The organism is Winogradskyella pulchriflava (genome assembly GCF_042434315.1).
GTDB lineage: Bacteria > Bacteroidota > Bacteroidia > Flavobacteriales > Flavobacteriaceae > Winogradskyella > Winogradskyella pulchriflava.
Window position 1 is genome coordinate 25,879 of the sequence record NZ_JBHLTQ010000018.1, and the last position, 17,444, is coordinate 43,322.

The 17,444-nt window shown below is 35.0% G+C and carries 25 protein-coding genes; 1 reads left to right on the top strand and 24 read right to left on the bottom strand.

What is annotated here, in order from left to right:
* Window positions 1-13 precede the first annotated feature (13 nt).
* The 23 genes from ACFFGA_RS15180 to ACFFGA_RS15290 form a co-directional block, all read right to left on the bottom strand.
* Window positions 14-886: a S49 family peptidase gene (locus ACFFGA_RS15180; RefSeq protein WP_386065320.1), complete on the bottom strand. Its 873-nt coding sequence runs from the start codon at window positions 884-886 to the stop codon at window positions 14-16.
* Between the two features lie 192 nt (window positions 887-1,078).
* Window positions 1,079-1,612, bottom strand: a complete 534-nt coding sequence (locus tag ACFFGA_RS15185; protein WP_386065322.1) for a hypothetical protein — start codon at window positions 1,610-1,612, stop codon at window positions 1,079-1,081.
* A 147-nt stretch (window positions 1,613-1,759) separates the two neighbouring features.
* A complete protein-coding gene (locus ACFFGA_RS15190; protein WP_386065324.1) occupies window positions 1,760-2,122 on the bottom strand; it encodes a hypothetical protein in 363 nt (120 codons plus the stop codon).
* Window positions 2,046-2,399 (bottom strand): hypothetical protein, encoded by a 354-nt coding sequence (locus tag ACFFGA_RS15195; RefSeq protein ID WP_386065326.1) that lies wholly within the window; start codon window positions 2,397-2,399, stop codon window positions 2,046-2,048. The genes ACFFGA_RS15190 and ACFFGA_RS15195 overlap by 77 nt, the downstream gene beginning before the upstream one ends.
* 12 nt (window positions 2,400-2,411) lie before the next feature.
* On the bottom strand, window positions 2,412-2,825 hold the full coding sequence (locus tag ACFFGA_RS15200) for a M15 family metallopeptidase domain-containing protein (RefSeq protein ID WP_386065328.1): 414 nt from the start codon (window positions 2,823-2,825) through the stop codon (window positions 2,412-2,414).
* The gene (locus ACFFGA_RS15205; protein ID WP_386065330.1) at window positions 2,826-3,374 is read right to left on the bottom strand and encodes a hypothetical protein; all 549 of its coding nucleotides are present in this window, start codon (window positions 3,372-3,374) and stop codon (window positions 2,826-2,828) included.
* The gene (locus tag ACFFGA_RS15210; RefSeq protein WP_386065332.1) at window positions 3,371-3,622 is read right to left on the bottom strand and encodes a hypothetical protein; all 252 of its coding nucleotides are present in this window, start codon (window positions 3,620-3,622) and stop codon (window positions 3,371-3,373) included. Before ACFFGA_RS15210 ends, ACFFGA_RS15205 begins: the two co-directional genes overlap by 4 nt.
* 52 nt (window positions 3,623-3,674) lie before the next feature.
* Complete coding sequence (locus tag ACFFGA_RS15215; protein WP_386065334.1) at window positions 3,675-5,183, bottom strand: hypothetical protein; 1,509 nt, start codon at window positions 5,181-5,183, stop codon at window positions 3,675-3,677.
* Window positions 5,180-5,437 (bottom strand): hypothetical protein, encoded by a 258-nt coding sequence (locus tag ACFFGA_RS15220; protein WP_386065336.1) that lies wholly within the window; start codon window positions 5,435-5,437, stop codon window positions 5,180-5,182. The genes ACFFGA_RS15215 and ACFFGA_RS15220 overlap by 4 nt, the downstream gene beginning before the upstream one ends.
* Complete coding sequence (locus ACFFGA_RS15225; protein ID WP_386065338.1) at window positions 5,434-8,460, bottom strand: SGNH/GDSL hydrolase family protein; 3,027 nt, start codon at window positions 8,458-8,460, stop codon at window positions 5,434-5,436. Before ACFFGA_RS15225 ends, ACFFGA_RS15220 begins: the two co-directional genes overlap by 4 nt.
* A complete protein-coding gene (locus ACFFGA_RS15230) occupies window positions 8,460-8,912 on the bottom strand; it encodes a hypothetical protein (protein ID WP_386065340.1) in 453 nt (150 codons plus the stop codon). Before ACFFGA_RS15230 ends, ACFFGA_RS15225 begins: the two co-directional genes overlap by 1 nt.
* Window positions 8,913-8,999: 87 nt before the next feature.
* Window positions 9,000-9,278: a hypothetical protein gene (locus ACFFGA_RS15235; RefSeq protein WP_386065342.1), complete on the bottom strand. Its 279-nt coding sequence runs from the start codon at window positions 9,276-9,278 to the stop codon at window positions 9,000-9,002.
* A 281-nt stretch (window positions 9,279-9,559) separates the two neighbouring features.
* Entirely contained in the window at window positions 9,560-12,751 is a 3,192-nt protein-coding gene (locus tag ACFFGA_RS15240; RefSeq protein ID WP_386065344.1) for a DNA primase, read from the bottom strand.
* A 23-nt stretch (window positions 12,752-12,774) separates the two neighbouring features.
* Complete coding sequence (locus tag ACFFGA_RS15245; RefSeq protein WP_386065346.1) at window positions 12,775-12,951, bottom strand: hypothetical protein; 177 nt, start codon at window positions 12,949-12,951, stop codon at window positions 12,775-12,777.
* 73 nt (window positions 12,952-13,024) lie between these two features.
* Window positions 13,025-13,213 (bottom strand): hypothetical protein, encoded by a 189-nt coding sequence (locus ACFFGA_RS15250; protein WP_386065348.1) that lies wholly within the window; start codon window positions 13,211-13,213, stop codon window positions 13,025-13,027.
* 6 nt (window positions 13,214-13,219) lie between these two features.
* Complete coding sequence (locus tag ACFFGA_RS15255) at window positions 13,220-13,810, bottom strand: KilA-N domain-containing protein (protein WP_386065350.1); 591 nt, start codon at window positions 13,808-13,810, stop codon at window positions 13,220-13,222.
* Window positions 13,807-14,211 carry a hypothetical protein gene (locus tag ACFFGA_RS15260; protein ID WP_386065352.1) on the bottom strand — a complete coding sequence of 135 codons (405 nt, stop codon included), beginning with the start codon at window positions 14,209-14,211 and terminating at the stop codon, window positions 13,807-13,809. The genes ACFFGA_RS15255 and ACFFGA_RS15260 overlap by 4 nt, the downstream gene beginning before the upstream one ends.
* 11 nt (window positions 14,212-14,222) lie before the next feature.
* A complete protein-coding gene (locus ACFFGA_RS15265; RefSeq protein WP_386065354.1) occupies window positions 14,223-14,516 on the bottom strand; it encodes a hypothetical protein in 294 nt (97 codons plus the stop codon).
* Between the two features lies 1 nt (window position 14,517).
* On the bottom strand, window positions 14,518-14,670 hold the full coding sequence (locus tag ACFFGA_RS15270; protein ID WP_386065356.1) for a hypothetical protein: 153 nt from the start codon (window positions 14,668-14,670) through the stop codon (window positions 14,518-14,520).
* A gap of 91 nt (window positions 14,671-14,761) precedes the next feature.
* Window positions 14,762-15,127, bottom strand: coding sequence for a hypothetical protein (locus ACFFGA_RS15275; RefSeq protein WP_386065358.1), 366 nt, complete (start codon window positions 15,125-15,127; stop codon window positions 14,762-14,764).
* A 71-nt stretch (window positions 15,128-15,198) separates the two neighbouring features.
* Window positions 15,199-15,351, bottom strand: coding sequence for a hypothetical protein (locus ACFFGA_RS15280; protein ID WP_386065360.1), 153 nt, complete (start codon window positions 15,349-15,351; stop codon window positions 15,199-15,201).
* Window positions 15,339-15,947, bottom strand: a complete 609-nt coding sequence (locus ACFFGA_RS15285) for a helix-turn-helix transcriptional regulator (RefSeq protein WP_386065362.1) — start codon at window positions 15,945-15,947, stop codon at window positions 15,339-15,341. The genes ACFFGA_RS15280 and ACFFGA_RS15285 overlap by 13 nt, the downstream gene beginning before the upstream one ends.
* Before the next feature lie 208 nt (window positions 15,948-16,155).
* Window positions 16,156-16,410 (bottom strand): hypothetical protein, encoded by a 255-nt coding sequence (locus ACFFGA_RS15290; protein WP_386065364.1) that lies wholly within the window; start codon window positions 16,408-16,410, stop codon window positions 16,156-16,158.
* A gap of 133 nt (window positions 16,411-16,543) precedes the next feature.
* Here ACFFGA_RS15290 and ACFFGA_RS15295 point away from each other — a divergent pair, with 133 nt between their 5' ends.
* Entirely contained in the window at window positions 16,544-16,969 is a 426-nt protein-coding gene (locus ACFFGA_RS15295; protein WP_386065366.1) for a hypothetical protein, read from the top strand.
* Here the strand turns inward: ACFFGA_RS15295 and ACFFGA_RS15300 are convergent.
* Window positions 16,966-17,289 carry a hypothetical protein gene (locus ACFFGA_RS15300; protein WP_386065368.1) on the bottom strand — a complete coding sequence of 108 codons (324 nt, stop codon included), beginning with the start codon at window positions 17,287-17,289 and terminating at the stop codon, window positions 16,966-16,968. The genes ACFFGA_RS15295 and ACFFGA_RS15300 overlap by 4 nt on opposite strands.
* Between the last annotated feature and the right edge of the window lie 155 nt (window positions 17,290-17,444).

Below are 17,444 nucleotides of genomic sequence, written 5' to 3' on the forward strand. Positions count from 1 at the left end.
AATTTTTAAATAGTTAATAATTATTTGATATTAAAGATCTTGCAGAAGCAAGGAACTTTACTTTGTTTATAGCAGCACTCATATTGCCTATACCGTCTATAAGTCCAAGCTGTAAAGCTTTTTCGGCATAAAACATTTTACCACTAAGTACTGCGTTGGCATCGGTAAGATTACGAGATGCCTTTACGTGTTCCTGAAACTGAATAGCTAAAGGATTTAGCATTTCTGTTTTCATAGGTTCGTAATCGTTTTCTAAGGCTTTTCTAAAATCTAGGTTTTTGTCCTTAGACTGGTCGGCATAGATTTCGTGCAATGCAATACCTTCCTTTTCGTAGTATTTTTTATAATCCGCAAACTGAATCATAACACCTATACTACCAAACATGGCAGATATGTTATTTTCTGCCATTATATAATCTGTAGCAGAAGCTACGTAGTAACTTGCCGAAGCACATAAATCGCAAAGTGCTACAACAGGTTTATTGGTTTTGTTTAAAAAATCGAGATAAGGCGCAATAGCTGCAACAGAACCGCCTCCACTATCCATAAGCCATATTTGTCCTATAATATTATCGTGGGCTTCAAACTCTTCGGCAAACCCAACAAGCTCATCAGCACCATAACTACACCAATCTCCATACTTAAGCATAGGACCATGTATGGCAACAACACCAATACTACCTTCTGGTATTTCTTCGTCGTAACCTATTTTAGCACCATTTGGAGCTAAAGCCTGTTTTATGGTAATAGCTTCTGGTCGTGGATCTATTTCGGTTTTTGTTTTGCTAAGGATATTAGATACAACATCTGCGTAGCTAAGGGCAATACGTGGTTCCATAAACCAAATGCCACGCTTTATTTCTGAAGCTGTTTTTGAAAATATCATTACATACTATAAATTGTATTTAACAACGTAATGATACAATGAGAGGAAGCGTTTAAAAAGGACACCTAATTGCGCTCAAAAAAAATTGAATTTTTAAGGTTTAGATTTTATTCTAAAAATCGGTCTAAATAATGGATAAATTTTAACATTTAGCGCGTGTTTTACGGGACACGATTCTACTAATTTTTTTAATTAACTGAAAATCAGTTTTTTAGGTCGCTTTTTTTCGCGGTAATGCATTTTTCGGAAGTTTTCAAACGTCGAATCGTTGATAAGGATGCGATTTTTAAACATAAACTCTGATATTGCCCTGTGTGTAATGCCTTTGGTAATGCCTTTTTCGCGTTGGTAAGAAAACAACGCTCCATCTACATAAGATATTAATTCAGTTTTAAGAATATGGTAAAGGTGTTTGTTTATAAAATTCTCTACTTCCTTATCTAACATAATACCAACATAGCGCGCATCTGGTAAATTAGGGTAGTCTATCCTAATAGTATTACGGATCTTTAAATAAAAATTGGCTTTTATAGTTTTTGGCTTTGGATTTTCTATTATATTGGTGTAGATGTGCTGGCCGTAAAAGCTGTTTTTTCTAACGATGGTTTCGGTCGTGTAAGACCCATCTGGTAGTAGTTCTACCTCATTACCTAACTTGCGTGCAAAATAATACACTAAATGTTCTGGAATATTAAACGCAACAAGCTGGTAATTATCTGTAGGCATCTATAAAAAAGGTTTACCAAATATAGAAAATAATCTATTATAACATAGAATAAAATCTAATTCAATGATAATACTAAAACTTATAGCCTTAATAGTTTGCTTTTTATTTGGGCTGTGGTTGGTTACTGGTAGTAGTGACGAGTTTCTTTAATTAGAAATAACAACACCAAGCACCAAACCACCAACCACACCAATAGATGTTGGCAACAACCAATTGTTTTTCTTTTTGCGCAAAGCCTTTACAGAATCGTCAAGTTGCTGTTGTAGGTTGGCACGTTTTAGTTCCTCGGTTTGTATTTTTTTAAAGTAGTCCAGGTTGCTTTTTATTAGATCTTGCAAGGTAGTGTACTGCGCATTATAAGCCACACGCAAACTATCGCATTTACGACTTTCTTTTACCATAGACTTTAAGGCTTTTTTTGAAATGGTAACGCTATCCGTTTTCGTGTTTTGAGATGTAAGCGTTAAGCTCGTCATCATCAGGGTTAGAATTATCAATAATCGTTTCATCTTGCTTTAGTTTATCGTTTATGGTAGTGGATTTTTTTTGGACATTTTTTGTCCTATTTTCCTGTTTAGTGTTTAGGTACTTTATAGTTTCATTAAGCACAATAATACTATCCCTTGCCTTGGTGTAGTTTTGCTCAACCTCTTTAAAATATCTGTACTTATATACACCTTTCTGTATAGTAACTACCGAAGCATAAATAACACCTACAACTATAATGATTAAAAATAGTTTTTCTAATACCGTGCGCTTTTGCCAAAACAATAGTAATGTGGTCATTTTGTGGTTCAATTATTCCTTTAATCTTTGAAAATGTGGTACATCAATAAATCCATCCTTTATACCGTTCTTGTTCCAATCACCACCCCAAACATTTTCTTCTCTTAAATCTTCCCAATAATCTGCAAGTGGTTTTATCTTGTGCCAATCATAGGTTAATTCACCATCAATAAAGAAGTTAAAATCAACTGCTAATCTATCACCGTGACTAGACCAAAGGACTTTACTTAATTGTCTTGTTTTTTGTAGCTTTATTCCAAACACACCGCCTTTTACAACCTCATATCCAAAATAGTTAAGTAGCATTTGTGAATTTGTACGGTGCGCTTCACCAAAGGTCATTTCTATTCCTAAACATTCGTAAGCGTGTATAATCAGCTTTGCAATGTCAAAAGTGAACTCTCTTTGTATTTTTGATAAACTCATTTAATTTATTTTTTCAGGAACTACCATTCCATATATTAAAGTGTCTTTTCGCTCTATAATTCGCCATTTAATAACGTCTAGCTTTAATCTATTGTAAGTCTGAACGTCTAAAATGCTTTCATCAAAACGTTTCCAATCACCATCTAAAGCAAGTGTTAAATCCCTAGCGTAAAAAAGCGAAGCTGTTTTATAATCGTAAATATCGAAATCGGTTGAACCCATATAATCATATCTACTATAACCTCTTGGCTCTAAGTATTTTTGATAGTACGCTTTGTTAACATATTGCATTACAAACTGACCATCCCTTTTTACTTTTTGCCAAACAGGAAGCGGAAAGTCCTCAAATGAACGATTGAAGTAAACCATATCTGCTATAAGTGCTTTATTTTCACTCTTAATAGCTTGTAGTTCTACTTCTAAACTCAATACATCTTTTCTTAGGTAGAAGTTAGAAACGGTTAAAAATGCCAATCCTGAATATGTCAGAAGCGTTTTATATTTATGAAAAAGGCGTTTTATTTTTTTGCAAATGTGGGATATTTTCATTTCTCATCATCTTTAATGCTCTCGCCTGTTTTTCGCTTTGCTAAATCCACTAGGAATTTAGGTGCTGAAAACGCTAAAACACCCAAAAAGAATGTTGTTGTAATGAACGCAATTTCTAGCCAAGAGGTTTCTTTAAAGTTTAAAACCACCATACTATAAGTTGCACGTCCAGCCAACGCAATTCCGAATATGAATAAAATATATTCCCATATTCCGTACTTTTTTAAAAACGTTTCTTTAATACTCATTTTCTATAATTTTTTTAAGTTACTTCATCCCCTAAGTAGCTTAATAGCAAGTTTAATCATCAAATTTATTTTCAACTTTATTTTCAGTTGAAATACCTAAATCCACATCATTTATAGCCCTTCTATCCTCAGCATCTCGCATTGGTAATGATGCACCTACATGGTCTTTTAAATTGTCCCAAATATCATTAGCATCCCATAACTCAATATTATCTGTAATTATAGGTGTTGGGTTTACGGTGTACGAGCGTAGATTTTCTGGTATTAATTTATTTCTGTCTGCTTCACCACCACTATTTTGTCCTATTTCCCATTCATCATAAGTTTCGTTTGGTCTATAATAAGTGATATTTCCTTCTACATAGATTTTCATTCCGTTACCTACTGTAGATGCTCTTAACCATCGTCTTTTTGATGCTGGATAGGTTTCAATATTTGGATCTACAATACCTGTAGATGTAGTATTTTCCATAGCTCTGTTTTTAATAACATTAACATAGTAAATACCTGCATCTGGGCTTGGGTCGTTATTGTTATATGAAGGACCATTTGTATAATCGTAATGAAAGTTATTGATATGCTCATAATAACAATCCCAAGTTGGTGCTTCGTTTACTGGTGTAGATATCGAAGGATTACGAGTTGCAGTACTCAGCCAAGCATTTCTAAAATAAGTGATGTTTGTTGCACCTCTACTCACTAACGATGTCTTATTACTACCACCATAAGAATTAGTAAAAATGCAGTACTGTATTGTAACATTACTTATTTCTATTTTTGGTGGTCTTCCTGGTTGCCCATCGTAATTTGCTAGGTCTAAGTTGCCATCAGATGACCACGCAAAGGAACAATGGTTAAAAACGATGTTGTTACCGCTATTAACCCAAACGTTATCGCTGTTGTTTCCGCTTCTGTAGGATGTAGAACGTCTTGTACGCATATACTCAATAATTACTTCGTCGGTGTCTATTTCTAATATAGGTCTATCCTTTGTTTCACGACTTAATGTAATTCCTTTGCCTTTTGCGGTTTGAAATCTTATAGTAATATTTGGATTGGTAATTTTAATAGTTTCACCTGTCACGTCTATTCTACCTTCAAGACCATTAAATTCTATAATTCTTGCACCAGACGCTTCTACAGCTTCTCTAAAACTACCTGCACCACTATCGTTAAGATTACTAACGTTTATAACTCTACCACCTTCACCGCCAACTGTGTTTTTACCGTAACCGAAGATACCTTCTACTGGACTAGGAATAATAGTATCTATTGGATCTGTTGGGTCTGTTGGATTTTCATTTTCCAACTTGGCAACTCGCTCTTCTAAGGCTTTAATTTTTACATCTGCTGCTTTTAATTGCGCTTCTAGCTCATTGAGTTGTTTAGTGATGTCTATTGGCACTACACTATTTTGAAGGTCAATGATTTTTTTATCTATACTCTTGAGATACTCATAAAATACTTGCGATGTTTTAGTATCATATTCTATAAAAGTTTTGGATTGCCCATTTGCATATATGCAAATTATTAGCGTTAGTAATGTGATTAAATTTCTCATAAAATATAGAGGTTTATTAAGTGAATTATTAAAGGAATGGTTATCGTTGCAATGAAATCTAAAATTGAAGCTGTAGATTTTTTTGTAACAATACCAAATTGGTCGTTTATCTCTTTTGCCAAAGCCAGTACTACTGTAAAAGCTAAAGCGTATTCTGTTGTGGTAAACAGTAAACAGCCTAAAAAGAATACCAAGCCTATTACGGTATGGGCTATTTTGTCTGGTGCTTTAAATATTTCTATTAACTTTCTCATTTGTCTATAATTATTTGCCTTAAAGCTTTTGATAAAAATTTAGCAACCTTTGTTGCACCTGCTGCGTTGGTATGTAAATTGTCTGCGAGATATATATCCGAAGCAATTTCTGGATAACCATAAATGCCGCATCTACGAGCTTGGTCTATAACCTCAATACTGTTGTAGCCACCACACTCAATCATCGTATCTGTAATACTAAATATCTTAGAATTATCTGCTACACCTCTTTGTATTGGTGCTATTAGTATTATTTGAACATCTGGAAAATCCTCAAGTATAGTTTCGCAAGTATAACGAATACCACCAGCTACAGATTGAAGCTCTGAATCATCTGGACTTAAACTTGTAAAGGCTAATCCATCATAAACCGTACTTGGTGTACCTAAATCTTCTAAAAAATCATTAGTACCACAATTAATTATTACCACATCTGGATCTAAGTAAGATGAATTATCTACTAAATCTTTCATCTTATTGGCTTGATTCCATATACAGTTCCAATCTGCTATACTACTACCTGTTGTGGTAATGTCGTATGCTGTCGTTGCACCATGAGACCATTTTGCACCACTATTTGCTAAGTTGTATTCCTTAGAAAATGATAGCATTGTCCTAAGGTCGTTTAGATAATACGTGCCTGAAGCTGTCATACTATCACCCAACCAATACGCTACTTTTTTAATGATAACATGTTCTTGAAGTTGTGGCAATACAACTTCTCTATCTACAGTTTGAAGAATATGAGGTATGTAATGTGTAGTATCAACACTATCTAGCGTAAACATCACCACATCTAACTTATCAGCGTAATAAATAACTCTTACAAAAGCCACACCTGAAGGTATGGTTATTGTAGTATCATTAATATAAGATGGTGAGTGAGGTGTTTTACCTTCATCATACATATAAATAAAAGCATCTACATCATTAGATTTTCTGTAGGTTTCACCCTCTACAACAGGAATATAATCTGAAGTGTGAAATGTAGCATCACTCTGAAACGTTGTACCATTTGTACCATAGTAACCTTCTACAATGGTGCGCTTATTAAATAAGTTTTCGGTGTAAGTCCTAACTAATAAACGTTCTTTAAAATCTTCTGTATCTGCTGCGTTTACAACATCTTGTGCTGTGTACGGATTTTGAAGCACATCATCCTTAATATAAACTTTTGAAAACGGAATATAACTACCAGTATCTACACTATTTAAGGTAAACATTACCACATCTAACTTAGAACTATCAAACAACACCTTTACATAAGCCACACCAGAAGGTATGGTTAATTGTGTTGTAGCAGTAACAGCTGGAGTATGTGGGTCTTGGCTAGCATCATACATATAAATGTTTGTCGTAGCATCGTTGGTAGTTTTGTAGATTTCACCTTCAGTAACCTCAATAAAATCTGATGTCCATAAACTACCAGAAGGAATAAAGGTAACACCACCACTACCATAGTAACCTTCTACAATGGTTTCTTTATTAAACAGGTTTTCGGTATTAAGTTCTTCCTGTAGGTAATCAAAGCTATCATCTATAGTAACAAACTTATCTCGTAGTGCGTTTTTGGTTGCTGCATCTGTGTTATCGTTCCAACTTGTAGCATCGTAAGCTGTATCATCTGGTGATGAGCCACCACCACTCTCATCTTGCCAACTAACCGTTCCACTTCCATTAGTTTTAAGTACTTGACCGTTTGTGCCATCTTCTAAAGGTAAAGTGTATTCCGCTTCATCGTCTGCTGTTACAGTGCCAACCTCAATAAAATCAACAAACATTTGCGCTTCTATATAAGAAGGTGTGCCATCTTCTCGCTTTACAAAAACACCTATTAACTCACCTTTATAAATTGTAGTGCCACCTTCTATATTGTTGTCGTCTATTCCTGAACCAGAACCACCATTTATGCAATTTTCTTCGTAAACTACTACTTCATCATCATACGCATCAGACGATTTTATAATAGCAATGGCGCAATTTTCCTCTTGTATTTGAAAATAAACGTTGTGCAAACGCATATTAAATGGTGCTCTAAACACCACACGACGCTCAGCCATTGAAATGTCGTCCGCATCGGTTTCTGTAGTGTCGTGGTCTAAAATAAATCCATTAGGAAAATCATCAGCACCAAAATATGTAGCTGAAGCACTTCCGTGTACTCTAAAGCCTTGTTGATACCATGTTGCTATTCTTGGTGTAACACCACTTCCTACATTAATTGGCAATCCTAAATGCAACGTATCACCTTCGTCAATTTCTGCGTCTGCTACACCTGTAACTGTTAGTTTATATTTAGTGCTACTATCTACTAATGTAAAAGTTGTTATTGTGGCTCTTACATTTTTGTTTTTTGTGGCATTGTAGATGTTAAGATAAAAGCTTTCTGAACTCGATAAGGCTGCTGCTTTTGCTAAAGCTTGCGTATAAGACACATCAAATATAATAGCTGTAATATCGGTGTTATCTGTAATAGCTAGTACTTTTCCAGAGTCGGCATCTGTTGGGTCCGTGTTACCATCAATATCTTTGGTTTTAACGGTTTTGGTGTACCAAAGCGTTGTATTGGTAATAGGAGATTTTATTTTGTACTGGCCGTTATGCCATACTCTAACCAACATGTCGTCTAAGGTAATGTAGTCTTTTTGTACTTCGCCAGTTGCTGGTAAGTTGGCTGCTGTGTTTACAAATACATGGTAATTAGAGTAGCCTGTTATTTCCCATTCGCCTGCTATATCGTCCCAAGCAGCTATTTGTGGAGTTACACCAACACCTGCGTCTATAATTGCCCAAGCGTTTTCCTCGCCTGTTGGGTATGCAGCTTCTAATAATTCTATTGAGTCGTGCCTGCCATAAAACGGATTTGGAGATACTATTTGCTCGTCTTGTAATTCTTCAACAGCATCTATAGCCGCATTAACTACGGTTTTTATTTCATTAGCTTCGCTATCAAAAAATTTTGCTTCGGTAGAGGTTTCTGATCCTGCGGTTTTTTCGGGATATGTAATTCTGTCTAATGCCATTAACTGAGGTAAAAATTAAAATCGTAGTTAAAACCATCTATTTCTATACCTGTACCTGGTTGGTTGTCTCTATATTTTACTGGTATTGGTGAGCTGCCACTAAATACCAAACTATGGTGTTGGTTATAAGTGCTTGCCAACTCTAAAGGTTGGGTTATCGAGGCCACCTCGTAGATGTCGTTGTTGTCTAACTTTATAAAAACTTGGTACTCGCCATGCAACAGCTTATGAAACTTATTAAAGTCTGCAGTGCTGAGTCCAGGATAATTAAGTGTTAACCGTTTGCGATGCAATACACCAGACTCATTAGGAGATGAGTTTATAGTAAAACTTATTTTTGATGGTGTGTGGTAAATGGTTTGTAAATCTGGAATATCTACAATATCTGTAACGCTCTTTATTTGCACCAAGCAAATAGCATTAAATAGATCTGTGTTTTTTGATAGCTCCATAATACAATTATACTTTGTAACTACCAGTGTTAAAAGGACATTATTTATAAGCTATTGGTTGTAAATTGGTGATTGGTGAGGAAAAAACTAGTCGCTTAATAATGTTTTTAGGTCCTGCTGCTGTAAGGTATTAGTTATTTCTTCTGAGAATTCTATAACAGGTACGTAGATGCGTTGCTTAAGTTGTAGGTCCTTAAGTTTTTCGTAATTATGAAATTGGTCTATAACATGCACACCAGAAAACTTGGTACCATCTTCACTTAATATATAATAGGGTTGACCTAGTTTTAATAAGCCTTGCTTAACTAATAGATCATTGTTTTTAGCGCGTTGTATGGCGGTTGTTATTTCAATTGGTTTGCTCATTATTTTTTTTTAAGTCGCGTACGCGTTTAAGTTATTTTCCGTTTTCACTTTCTGACATTCTGACATTGCTGATAATCAAATACTTAGCTTAAAAACTACCCTTATTTTTGTCAGAAAGTGTCAGAAACTCAAAAACCGCTCTGACACTTTCTGACACTTTCTGTCTGTGTTTCTGACACTTTTTTTTAATTAACTACTTAATAATCAATAGAATAAGTAGTTGTCAGAAACGTCAGAAAGTTTTTTACCTTATTTTTAAAAAAAAATTTCATCAAAAAATCTTAAAAAGGTATTTCGCCTTGTTCAGGTTCGTCAACTTTTTCTCCATTACTGTCTTTATTCAAAGGGGGTTCGGGGGAAAAAGGGTGTAAATTCATTTCAAACTCTTGTCGGTTTACTTCACTTTTTAACAACGTGTGCAAGTCTTCGGGCATTCTAGATATATCTACTATCATTGCAGAAGAGCGAATACGGTCTGAGCCTGTGTTGTATTGTACAGATGCTTTTTCCTCAACAAATATTTGGTCTTTGGTTAAAGCTTCTTTCATAGTGGTTTTGGCTGGAGCATTATCTGAGTATTGTCTGGACCATTGTCTATAAATCTTAGTATAGCAGTTGGTAAACTGAAAATAAAGCATGCTACCATCTAGCTTAATGTCTCTACTTACCTTAATAATATCATGATCTACACCACGCATACTAGCAACAAAGCAATCCCACCATCTGGTTACAATACTACTGCTTGTTAGTTTACGCATTTGAGCTTCGGTAATGGCCGTAAAGTGGTCTAGGATTTGGTTTTGACTAAAAGGAAAATCTATAACATCTTTTAGTACGTTATAAAAGGCTGTAAGCGTACTTATATTTTTTAGCATACGTTTATTACAGTCTGGTATTCTGCGTTGGTAAATATCCATAAGTAAACGGTACTCTTTGTTAAAATTAGCTTCAACCAATTGTCTTTGGTTTAATATTTTTACGGTAATATGCGTAAGGCCTTCTTCTATAATGTCATTAAGCTCGTTAAAAGCAAGCTCGTCTGCTTCAGTAAAATCAGTACGATTCATATCGTTCCATATAATACGAGTAATGATTGCAGAATTATCTGGATATTCATTTCCGGTAAGCGCAATACCACTTAAAACTGGTACGTTGTCTGTGGCAACACGACTTTCAAACTTACCCACTTTTTTTCCTCTTAAATCCCAAACCGATTTTATAGTACCGTCTAGCTCAGAGTCGCCTCTAGAATACTCTGACCACTCTAAAAGGCAGTTGGTAAACTGAGCTAACTCTCTAATGGTTGCGGTTTTTGTGGCGTTTTTACCCTCTAGGTTGGTGGCTATTTGCGGAATTCCCCAAAGACTTTTTACAGCATGGTTAAGCTCGTCTTTTCCTGTTCCTGGTGGACCATAAGAAAAATTTATAGGAAAACCCTTTAGGCTTTTTACCACAATATCATGAAACATACAGCTAATAGCGTGGAAAATGGCAGATATAGCATGGTTGCCATGAACGCGATGCACCTTAGCAAAATAATCTAATTCCGAAATTGTACCAGGTATATGACGAAACTGTTTTTGAGGTGTATATTTATAAGGATTGTCCTTGTAAATGTGGTTGGCAGAAGGTACATAATAACTAGTGCCTTTAAACTTAAAACAGCCATTTTTATCAATGTCTAGATTTTTATCACCAGGCACAACCACAAGATTATTAAACAGAAAAAAACCCTCTTGTTGCCAACCTAAAACATCTACGCTACGACCATTACCCATTTTATCGAACAATAAGGCTTGTAAGCGTACTAAATCTTCGCTACGACCACTCCAGCGAAAATTACCAAAATTAGTCATGGCTTTTTGAAACATTTGGTGCGAGTTAAAGGTGTCGCTTGGTACATCAAAAACAAAGGATTCCTTAAAAGTGTTTTCCACGGAAACTAATTTTTTTGGAAAGTCCTCGTCTCGCATGTGCTGAATAATCTCTACCGAAAAATTTGAGCACGGACTAAACTTTATAGGATATTCGTACCCAAGTTGCGAGTAGATTTTATTACCAGCCTGAAACATTTGATAGCGTTTAATATCGTTGAGTATGTCCTCGGTCATTTCCACGCCTTTTGGTAACTCGTATTCGTGGTTGGCTATGTAACGCTCTTTAGCTTCGTCGTCCCTTGCTTGTTGAAATTCCTTAATCCATTTCTTAATATCTGTTATAGATACACCAGATTCTTTTTGAAGCCATTTTTGGTATATAGAAACAATGCTGTCGTCGCTAATTTTGCTTATAACTTCGCAAAGTTGTTTGGCTATAACGCTTTTAGTAACATCGTCTTTAGTGTCTAGCTGTTGCAATAGCAATTTAAAACCTTCACTTATTTTGGTTTGTTGGTCTAATACTTCAACTAAAGTTTTAGTTTTAAGGGCTTCATTGTGTAGCCTTACAAAATCGTCAGGATCACATTCTTTAAATGCTACAACATAGCATCTAAAACCAGCTTCAATAAAACGAGGTATGTTTTTTAGTGCAGATTTTCTTCCGGCTTTATCATCGTCCATACAAAAATAAACGATGTCTGCATATTTTTTAAGGACCTTAATCTGGTTGTCGTGTATAGAAGTGCCACAAGGAGCTACAGCATTAAGCAATCCGTTGGTTTGAAAAGCAATAACATCGTTATAGCCTTCCATAATATAAGCTACACCAGTTTTTCTTATCTCTTGTTTGGCAATATGCAGTCCGTACCAAGTAAATTCTTTTTTATAGAGTTCTGTGGTGCGTCCGTTAAGCCATTTTATTTTTGGGTCTGGTTGTAGATCTCTACCTGCAATGCTTATAGGTTCGCCATTGGCATCAAATATGGTGTAGGTAACTCTGTTGTTGTAAAAATCGTTGGTTCCGGTTATTAGGCTTGTGGCTTTACCATCTTCTACCAAAGCGTTTTCTTTTAGTTTACCATACAGAAATTTAGAACCTGGTGCATAACCTATTTGGTAGGTGTCTATAATATCTTGGTTGTATTGTCGCTTGGTAAATACTTCGTGTTTTGCCGGATGGTCCTTTGGTAAATTGGCAAACTCATTTTGGTAGGTGGCAATAGCACGCTTAAGCGTAGGACGTAAACTGTTGATTTTTACTAATTTTTCTTGATAAGCTTTGGCTTCTTTGCTGTCTTCGTATTGTATGGTTAAGCCTTGTTTTTTGGCTATATACGCAATAGCATCTACAAAGCTGTAGTTTTTTGCCATGAGAAAACTTACAGCGTTGTTGCCACCTAGATCTGTAGAAAAATCCTTCCACACTTGTTTTGCTGGGCTTACTACAAAGCTTGGAGTGCGTTCGTCTTTAAAGGGAGATAAGCCTTTAAGATTGGCACCTTCGCGTTTTAATTGTACAAAATCTTTAATGATGTCTTCGAGGTTGGTCTCGTCTAGTAATTTTTCTATAAAGTTTTGGCTTATATATGGCATGGATTAGTTAAATAATGGTATTGTTAATCTTGTATTTTACTTACTGAAACAGTGATTTTTATGTTATAGCGATGGTCACCAAAACCAACATTATCTATTTGGTTAGACACTTGGCTTTGTTGGTGCTGTACCAAACACTGAGCTGTACCAAGCATTAGCTTGGTTGCTGTGGTGTTGGTTATTTTTTGTTTTGGTGTCATTGTCTAAAAAAAATATAAAAGGCTTTGGGAGGGAATTGTAGGCCAAAGCCTTTTGGGTTGCTATTAATCTGGGCTATTCTTTAGGTTTGGCTATGCTTAGAATATCTCTTATTTTATTAGTGTTGTTGCTGATATTTTGTTCTTCTTTGAAAAAATCGAAACACTCATCTTCTCTGTGCTCACCTTCATACCACATGTTTTTAGAACTTTCGTCTATACTTTTTAAGGCTTCTTCAATTGTTTTTTTGTTTTCTGGTTTCATAGCTTATTAATTAATAGTGAATAAATTAAGTTGACGGCTTATAATTTCATTATCAAGCTCTTTTAGTTTTTTGTTACAAGAGGCTTGCTCTTTCTTTAACTCTTGGATGCGCTTGTATTTTTCCGACGATTTTAATTCCTCATCTAGCTCAGCCTGAAGTTTTTCTAACTCAATTTGAGATTCTGTCTTTTTCTCTAAGACTTTAGAGCGTTTTTGATATTCAGCTTTTAATGATTGTCTAATTTTTCTAGCAACCCAAACTCTAAACTTAACATCTAGCCACATTGCAAAGTCTATAGCTAAGTCTTCACAAAAAAAGATACCGTTTCTACCTCTGTTATCAATTATTTGAACCGGAATGTCAGTTAGTTTATGATGACTTTCTGTATTTAAAGTACCTGACATCTCAGGTACTTTAAGTTCTTTTAAAAACAATTTTGTTGTTTTTAGCTGTAGATAATTATCTGTTCTTTTATTAAAAAGCTTTGCCATTTCTGTAGCATTTATCATTACATTTTCTTCATCTGGATTAACTAGAAAATGAATTACTTTTTCTTGATATAAAAATTCTAAGGTTTTGTTAGTTTCTGATTTCATGAGTCTTGATTTTGAGAGTTAGAAAATTGTTGAAGGTGTTTTAGGAAACATTGAAGATTAAAATCGCTTCGTAGTTGATCTTTGGACAGCTCAAACTCGCACATGTACGTTGCGCGTGTTAAGGCATCTAATAAATCTTGTTGTAAATCTTCTGCATTTAATAGTAAATATTCAATAAATGCTTTTTGGGTAGGTGTAACCATAACGCATACAGCGTTGGTTACAAAATCTTTTTCTTCGGTCATGTCGAAAATAATTTTGTATGCGAGCTTCCCCTTAGGGCTGACCGAAAGTTCTAGGAACTGACGTGCATACCTTTCGGGTTTGCTACCCATAGGGAAGCTCTTATCGTTAAAATGTAGTTTTTGGATTTCTCCTAAACTTTCGGTCGATACAAACATACAAAAAAAAATTAAAATGGTAAATCGTCTTGCTCTTCCTGACTAATTGGTTGCAGTTGTTTGTCTGGCCATATTTTTCCATTACCCAAAAAAATACGCTCAACTTTTTCGCCAGATTTCTTTTTTTCTATTTCCTCTTTAGTTAATGGAAGAGATACAGAAAAATCATTATCAAACTGGTCTGGTTTATCGTAATCGTAAGTTGAAAGGTTGAGATACATTTTTCCGTTTTCGTGTTTAAAGATTCTTTCTTTTGGCAAATCTGTTAAACAAATACTCATTGTTCTGTTTCTTCCGTTTTTCATTTTAATTATTAATTTTTATTGGTTTCCCGTTATTTTCTTCAGTTAGTATTTCTTCAGCACAGGTTTTAAAGTGCTTTTCTATTTCAAAATACTTATAGCCTTCTTCTCGCATTTGCCTAATAATGGCTTTTTGTTGTGCTTTTAGTTTGTTCATTATTGTATAAATTTTGCTACAATGATTATAAAAATGATAAGGCCTATGGCTACAAAGGCGTTAACATACGCATCGCGTTTAGTGAATTTGCTCATAGTGGTGTGGTATTGGTTACTATTATTTGCTTGTTGCCTAGTTTTAGGTTAAGGTTAGGGTGCTTGTACATAAGCCATACAGCTACAATTTTGTCGGCATCTAATCTGGCTAAGGCTTTTACTAGATTAATAGCCGGCATTTTGTGGGCTTCTATATAAGCCATACAAACGGTATAGGCTTCTAGTATTAACTGTAATGGAGGTAAAGGCTTTTTTGGTAAGTTAGCCTCTAGACGCATAGCGTCGTAATAGTTTCTGGCTGTATATAGAGCATCAAAATAATCTGCTAAGGTGTGCTTAGCTTTTACGGTGATCTGTGTGCTGTTGGAAGTAGTTTTCAACGGTGAGTTTTGCGTCTTCATAAGCTTTATAATTATGGATTTTGTTATACAATTCAATTATTTTTTTACAATGGGCATTACATTCTGCTTTGCTATATAAATAGGGTCTCGGTTTCGTTAGCTCTACAAGTTGTTGCTTCAATGACTGTAATGTTTCTAAGTGCTGCATCGCGTTCTTGTAATAGCTGTTGTTTTCGTTTTTCGAGTGCTGTAAGCTCGGCATCTATTGTGCTTAACTTTCGCATAGTATGTGGTTTTTAAGGCCGTGAATAACAAAACTTACCTTACTATCTATACCTAGTTTTTTAAACAGGTTCTTTTTATGAAAATCGAAAGTAGAAAGCGTAATGCCTAGGTGGTGCGCAATGAGTTTGTCTGGCATATTTTCCATAGCCATGTCTAAAATCTTAAGGTCGCGCTGGCTTAAATGAATGCCATTGATGTCTATATATTTATTATCGAACTCTAAAGAGAGGCAGTCTTTAGTTTCTCTAAAATTTTCGCAAGGTTGTAAAACACCATCAATCATGTCTGGTGATTGGTCGCAACCTCCGTACATGTGATAGATGTATAACTCTGTTAGGCGGTTAACATTATGAGCTAAATCTTTATAATGATTAGGTAAGATTCTAACGGCTTCTATATCCGTTAGGAAAAGTTCTTCGCATGCCTTGTAATATTTTTTTGGCAACTCTGACCAAGTGTGAGCGTTCCCAAACTGAAACCATACGACGGTTTTTGTGGGTTTTTGTCCCACAAACTCTATATTATTGTCGGCTGGTGACATTCCTGCAGGTAATAATTGCAGGTTGCTTACTGGTGTTGTACTTTTGTGTTTCATAACATTGGTGTTTTAATAATTAATGTTGTGTTAAAGTGCAGAGTGGTAGCTCTGCATTTTTGTTTTTATAGGGTTTGGTTAATACATATTATGGCGCAATAGACTAATAGAGCTATTACTGGTATGAGCGCGAGTTCTAGATAAGTGATAAATACTTCCCAAACATTGCTGCCTTGTTGTTTAGATTTTATTCTATTTTTTTGAATTTTCATGATGCTAATAATCGATGTTTTTTGGCGTTTATTTTTTTCTGGGCATTTTTTCGGTTTTGATATACCGTTAATATAGCTTGCTCTACATCTGCGTTTTCTCGTCCAGCCATAACTTGTCTTATCATGTGTGGAGTGTACTCTAAACCTTTAGGAGAACGCTTGTTACTGTTGTTTAAAACAGTTATTACGTCTTCGGTGTAGTCAGCTTTTAAGTAAACTTTAAGCTTTATTCTCTGCTTTTGAGTAATCATAGAAATACATTATTTTATTTGTGATGAATTTGTAATATCTTTGTTATGTAAACGTGATGCTAAAGTATAGAATAAAATCTATACTTACAAGCAAATCGCTAAATAATTTAGTGATTTATCTAAATTTTTTATTATGAAAACTACCACGATTCATCCAGTAGTACAACGCATGTTAGAGATAGCCGACGATTTGGGTTATAGTCCTCGAAAGTTTGAAATGAGTATAAAAAAATCTAATGGCTATATAAATGGAATGAAATCTAGAGGTGGAAGTCCAAATATAGATGTGCTTTTAGATGTTGTTTCTGCATTTCCTGAGTATAATTTATTATGGTTGGCAACAGGAGAAGGAGAAATGAAGGAACCTGAAGGTGTGCTAAATGAACCAGGCGAAGATTATAACACACAAAAAGATGCTTCATTTGAAAAGCTGGTAAGGGCTATTGTTAAAGACGAAGTAGATCCAAGGTTTGAGCGGATTGCAGAAAGCTTGAAAATTTTAACCAAGCGTGGCTTGTCTGGCAATGATATTGATAAACAGAACAGCGCAAACAGTTAGCCTATATGTCTAAGATTAGAGGTGTAGTCTAGACAATACTGTAAAATATCGGCTGCGGCTTTAATCACCATATCGTTTGTGTTGTGGTAAATGGCATCTAGAGTGTGCTTGGTTTGTTGTATAAGATGTTTGTGTTTTATACAGTCGCCAGCAATATTGATTCTGGTTTCGCAAATGATGGTGGTGTAAATCACTAGGTTTTCTAGATGGTAGTTTGTAGGTGTTGTTTTATGGTCTATGTAACTGTTAAACGTCTTAATAAAAAAAGTAGGACCATAGGATTTATAAATTTTATTGAGTACAATTTGCTGTAGCGGCATTGGTGTTTAGTTGGTTAATAGCAAGTAAATTAACGGATAAAATAATAAAATATTATTAATTATAACTTAAAATTGTCCCACTGCAGTCCCACTAAAAATAGAGTTGTGCGACCTAAAAGGGTTTTGGAGATATTGCTTAATCCTGTCGAGGTCAC

What these genes read in the sequence shown, in the direction of transcription:
- ACFFGA_RS15245 (WP_386065346.1), bottom strand. Translation starts at nt 12,951, where the DNA reads ATGACACCAAAACAAAAAATAACCAACACCACAGCAACCAAGCTAATG.
- ACFFGA_RS15225 (WP_386065338.1), bottom strand. Translation starts at nt 8,460, where the DNA reads ATGGCATTAGACAGAATTACATATCCCGAAAAAACCGCAGGATCAGAA.
- ACFFGA_RS15185 (WP_386065322.1), bottom strand. Translation starts at nt 1,612, where the DNA reads ATGCCTACAGATAATTACCAGCTTGTTGCGTTTAATATTCCAGAACAT.
- ACFFGA_RS15285 (WP_386065362.1), bottom strand. Translation starts at nt 15,947, where the DNA reads ATGAAACACAAAAGTACAACACCAGTAAGCAACCTGCAATTATTACCT.
- ACFFGA_RS15220 (WP_386065336.1), bottom strand. Translation starts at nt 5,437, where the DNA reads ATGAGAAAGTTAATAGAAATATTTAAAGCACCAGACAAAATAGCCCAT.
- ACFFGA_RS15260 (WP_386065352.1), bottom strand. Translation starts at nt 14,211, where the DNA reads ATGTTTGTATCGACCGAAAGTTTAGGAGAAATCCAAAAACTACATTTT.
- ACFFGA_RS15290 (WP_386065364.1), bottom strand. Translation starts at nt 16,410, where the DNA reads ATGATTACTCAAAAGCAGAGAATAAAGCTTAAAGTTTACTTAAAAGCT.
- ACFFGA_RS15240 (WP_386065344.1), bottom strand. Translation starts at nt 12,751, where the DNA reads ATGCCATATATAAGCCAAAACTTTATAGAAAAATTACTAGACGAGACC.
- ACFFGA_RS15180 (WP_386065320.1), bottom strand. Translation starts at nt 886, where the DNA reads ATGATATTTTCAAAAACAGCTTCAGAAATAAAGCGTGGCATTTGGTTT.
- ACFFGA_RS15190 (WP_386065324.1), bottom strand. Translation starts at nt 2,122, where the DNA reads ATGAAACGATTATTGATAATTCTAACCCTGATGATGACGAGCTTAACG.
- ACFFGA_RS15255 (WP_386065350.1), bottom strand. Translation starts at nt 13,810, where the DNA reads ATGAAATCAGAAACTAACAAAACCTTAGAATTTTTATATCAAGAAAAA.
- ACFFGA_RS15215 (WP_386065334.1), bottom strand. Translation starts at nt 5,183, where the DNA reads ATGAGAAATTTAATCACATTACTAACGCTAATAATTTGCATATATGCA.
- ACFFGA_RS15210 (WP_386065332.1), bottom strand. Translation starts at nt 3,622, where the DNA reads ATGAGTATTAAAGAAACGTTTTTAAAAAAGTACGGAATATGGGAATAT.
- ACFFGA_RS15250 (WP_386065348.1), bottom strand. Translation starts at nt 13,213, where the DNA reads ATGAAACCAGAAAACAAAAAAACAATTGAAGAAGCCTTAAAAAGTATA.
- ACFFGA_RS15270 (WP_386065356.1), bottom strand. Translation starts at nt 14,670, where the DNA reads ATGAACAAACTAAAAGCACAACAAAAAGCCATTATTAGGCAAATGCGA.
- ACFFGA_RS15200 (WP_386065328.1), bottom strand. Translation starts at nt 2,825, where the DNA reads ATGAGTTTATCAAAAATACAAAGAGAGTTCACTTTTGACATTGCAAAG.
- ACFFGA_RS15280 (WP_386065360.1), bottom strand. Translation starts at nt 15,351, where the DNA reads ATGCGAAAGTTAAGCACAATAGATGCCGAGCTTACAGCACTCGAAAAA.
- ACFFGA_RS15205 (WP_386065330.1), bottom strand. Translation starts at nt 3,374, where the DNA reads ATGAAAATATCCCACATTTGCAAAAAAATAAAACGCCTTTTTCATAAA.
- ACFFGA_RS15235 (WP_386065342.1), bottom strand. Translation starts at nt 9,278, where the DNA reads ATGAGCAAACCAATTGAAATAACAACCGCCATACAACGCGCTAAAAAC.
- ACFFGA_RS15195 (WP_386065326.1), bottom strand. Translation starts at nt 2,399, where the DNA reads ATGACCACATTACTATTGTTTTGGCAAAAGCGCACGGTATTAGAAAAA.
- ACFFGA_RS15295 (WP_386065366.1), top strand. Translation starts at nt 16,544, where the DNA reads ATGAAAACTACCACGATTCATCCAGTAGTACAACGCATGTTAGAGATA.
- ACFFGA_RS15265 (WP_386065354.1), bottom strand. Translation starts at nt 14,516, where the DNA reads ATGAAAAACGGAAGAAACAGAACAATGAGTATTTGTTTAACAGATTTG.
- ACFFGA_RS15300 (WP_386065368.1), bottom strand. Translation starts at nt 17,289, where the DNA reads ATGCCGCTACAGCAAATTGTACTCAATAAAATTTATAAATCCTATGGT.
- ACFFGA_RS15230 (WP_386065340.1), bottom strand. Translation starts at nt 8,912, where the DNA reads ATGGAGCTATCAAAAAACACAGATCTATTTAATGCTATTTGCTTGGTG.
- ACFFGA_RS15275 (WP_386065358.1), bottom strand. Translation starts at nt 15,127, where the DNA reads ATGAAGACGCAAAACTCACCGTTGAAAACTACTTCCAACAGCACACAG.